The sequence below is a fragment of the Streptomyces sp. NPDC060205 genome (assembly GCF_042728395.1).
In the GTDB taxonomy this organism is placed as follows: Bacteria; Actinomycetota; Actinomycetes; order Streptomycetales; family Streptomycetaceae; genus Streptomyces.
On record NZ_JBHWZP010000563.1, the window covers coordinates 1 to 3,285 of the forward strand.

The 3,285-nt window shown below is 71.3% G+C and carries 2 protein-coding genes; one reads left to right on the forward strand and one right to left on the reverse strand.

Translation table 11 applies throughout. From position 1 onward, the window contains the following. Positions 1-218: 218 nt before the first annotated feature. Positions 219-1,541: an SGNH/GDSL hydrolase family protein gene (locus ACFWGJ_RS42895; RefSeq protein WP_387334391.1), complete on the reverse strand. Its 1,323-nt coding sequence runs from the start codon at positions 1,539-1,541 to the stop codon at positions 219-221. 217 nt (positions 1,542-1,758) lie between these two features. Between ACFWGJ_RS42895 and ACFWGJ_RS42900 the strand changes: the two genes are divergently transcribed. After that, on the forward strand, positions 1,759-3,201 hold the full coding sequence (locus ACFWGJ_RS42900; protein WP_387334392.1) for a DUF445 domain-containing protein: 1,443 nt from the start codon (positions 1,759-1,761) through the stop codon (positions 3,199-3,201). Positions 3,202-3,285 lie beyond the last annotated feature (84 nt).

Here is a 3,285-nt window from a genome sequence, read left to right on the forward strand (position 1 = left end):
CCCCTGAAGGGGCGTAGTCCCTGCTTGGGGGCGCGGGGAACGGCGCGAGCAACCCCCACCGTCCCGCAGCCGAGGCACGAGCTTTCAAGGGGCGCGGGGAACTGCGCGGCCCGCCCCCACCGGCCCGCGGCCGACGCGCAAGCTTTTAAGGGGCGCGGGGAACTGCGCGAGCAACCCCCACCGGGGTGCGGGTGACGTACAAGCCCCGCCCGGCAGGGCTAGAGCTGGGCCGGGGCCGAACCCTTCAGCGTGGAGAGGTCGAAGATCTCCGCCATCCGCTTGTAGCCCTTGTCGCTCGGGTGGAGATGATCACCCGAGTCGTAGTCGGACCGAAGCCGCCGCGGGTTGTAAGGATCGCGGAGCGCCTCGTCGAAGTCCGCGTAATCGTCGAAGACCTTCCCCGCCCGGATCTGCGCGTTGACCGCCTGCCGCGTGTCCTCCAGATGCGGCCGGTACCCCCGGTGCCCCTGGAACGGCATGAGCGTGGCCCCCACCACCCGCAGCCCCCGCGCATGCGCCTGCCGCCTCAGCTCACGCAGCCCCGCGGTGATCCGGTTCGCGTCGGTCTGGTTCGGCGTCCGCAGGATGTCGTTGACGCCGAGGGCGATCACGACCGCCTTGACGTTGGTGCGGCCGAGCACGTCACGGTCGAAGCGGACCAGCCCGCTCGGATTCTCGGCGGGCCGCCCGAGCCCGCTGGTGAGGACCCGGTTGCCGCTGATGCCCTGGTTGACCACGCTGTAGCGGGGCCCGTCGGAGCCGGCCGCGTGCAGCCGCTCGCCGAGGACGTCGGTCCAGCGCCGGTTCTCGCCCACCGTGGAGGTCACACCGTCGGTGAGCGAGTCGCCGATGACGACGACCGTGCCCTGCGACTCGTTGCTCAGCACGTCGAGCGCGGTCAGGTACCGCCAGTAGGGCGTCTGCCCGGTGTACGCGACCCCGCTGACGTCCTCCGTGCGGTCGCCCTCCGCGGTGTACGAGATCTGCCGCGCCTGCGGGTGGTAGGTGACGGGCCCCGACGGGGTCGGCGAGTACGTCGTCACCAGCACGTCGCTGCCGTGCGGGACCAGCAGCCGTACGGCGTCGCTGACGACCTGCTGCCCGGCGGGCACCACCACCGAGGGGCGGCCCCCGAAGGTGAGGCGGCGCATCGTGTCGGCGGCAGCGGCGGCGTTGTTCGCGGTGGCCGCGACGGCGACCGAGGCGTGCGTGATGCTGAGCGGCTGCTGCCCGTACAGGTTGGACAGGGTGATCCGGGCCGCGGTGCCGCCGACGCCGACGTGCACCACGTTGCGTACCGAGCGGCCCGCCATGCCGTTCGCCTCGGTGCCCGGTTCCGATCCGGCGGGGGACGCCGACCAGGCGCCCACCCAGGTGCCGACGGACGCGGGGGCCGCCGAGTTGTGCGGGGTCCGGCCGCCGACCACGGCCGTGTTCTCCCCGCCGTCGTCGGCGGCGACTCCGACGTATATGGCGGTCGAAATGGCGACGATCACAGCGACGATCGCGGCCAGCAAGGCATAACCGTGACGCTTGGTCATGCGGTGCGTATCTCCTCGGAAAAATGGGAGCCCGGAGCTCCGGTGTGATGACCCCATGATGAGGCATGGCGCGGGAGGAACCCGACAGGACCCCTCGGGACATCTCGGGACCCCTGGGCCCCGGTGAAATCCCCCGCCCGGACAGACGCGGGGAACTCCTGTTCCGTTCCAGGAGTCGGTCAGGTTGGAACAATGCGTTATGGGGGACCGGGAACGGATGGAGCGGATGGAACGAACGAAAGAGGATGAAACAGGAGAAACGGGTCCGGAGGGGCAGCCTTCCCACCCCGGCGGTGTGGCGAACCCCACGAACCGCAGAAGCGCCCTCAGCGCCGACGGGGCGGCCCCGGCGGGCCCGGGCGCCACGGCGTCCGACCGCGCCGCGCCGAACCGGGCCATGAACTCGTTCAGCCCCGCCGACGAGGAGAAGTTCCGCGGTGTCCGCCGCATGAAACTCACGGCGACCGGACTGCTGCTGTTCGTCGCCCTCGTCTACGTACTCGCCAAATGGGCCGGGAACTCCGGCGCGGGCGCCTGGACGGGTTACGTGGCCGCCGCCGCCGAGGCCGGCATGGTGGGCGCGCTCGCCGACTGGTTCGCCGTCACCGCACTGTTCCGGCGGCCCATGGGCCTGCCCATCCCGCACACCGCGATCATCCCGACCAAGAAGGACCAGCTCGGCGTGTCGCTGGGCGAGTTCGTCGGCGAGAACTTCCTCTCGCAGGACGTCGTACGACAGCGGCTGCGCGCCGTCGGCATCGGCAGCCGGCTCGGCACCTGGCTGGCCCTGCCCGAGCACGCCGACCGGGTGACCGAGGAACTGGCCACCGCGCTCAGAGGAGCCCTCGCGGTGCTCCGCGACTCGGACGTGCAGGCCGTCGTCGGCGAGGCCATCAACCGGCGGGCCGACGCCCAGGAGATCGCCCCCGGCATCGGGAAGACCCTGGAGAAGGTCGTCGCGGACGGCGGCCACCGGCGGGTCGTCGACCTGATCTGCGTACGCGCCCACGACTGGCTCGTCCTCCACAACGAGCAGGTGATGGACGCCGTACAGGGCGGCGCCCCCGGCTGGACCCCGCGGTTCGTCGACAAGCGGGTCGGGGAGCGCGTCTACAAGGAGCTGCTGCGGTTCGTCACCGAGATGCGCGACATGCCCGCCCACCCGGCGCGGGGCGCCCTCGACCGGTTCCTCACCGACTTCGCCTCCGACCTGCAGTCCGACACGGACACGCGGGCGCGGGTGGAGAACCTCAAGCGAGAGGTCCTCGGCCGGGGCGAGGTCCAGGACCTGATCGCCTCCACCTGGTCCTCCGTACGGCGGATGATCGTGTCCGCGGCGGAGGACGAACGCAGTGAGCTGCGCTTGCGGGTGCGGGCGTCACTGCTGTCGCTCGGGACGCGGATGGCCACCGACGCGCGGCTGCAGGGCAAGGTCGACGGGTGGGTCGAGGGGGCCGCGGTGTACGTCGTGACGACGTACCGGGACGAGATCACCTCGCTCATCACCGAGACGGTCGCCGGGTGGGACGCGGAGCATACGTCCCGGAAGATCGAGGCGCACATCGGGCGGGATCTGCAGTTCATCCGGATCAACGGCACGGTTGTTGGCTCGCTGGCGGGCCTTCTCATCTATGCGGTGTCCAAGGCGCTGGGGGCGTGACGGGTTCGCTTCCGCGGGTTGTGCGTTCGTCTGCGGGTGCGTCGTGGCTGGCCGCGCAGTTCCCCGCGCCCCCAGGTACCCAGG

Coding starts and splice junctions, on each gene's coding strand:
- ACFWGJ_RS42895 (WP_387334391.1), bottom strand. CDS start 1,541: ATGACCAAGCGTCACGGTTATGCCTTGCTGGCCGCGATCGTCGCTGTG.
- ACFWGJ_RS42900 (WP_387334392.1), top strand. CDS start 1,759: ATGGAGCGGATGGAACGAACGAAAGAGGATGAAACAGGAGAAACGGGT.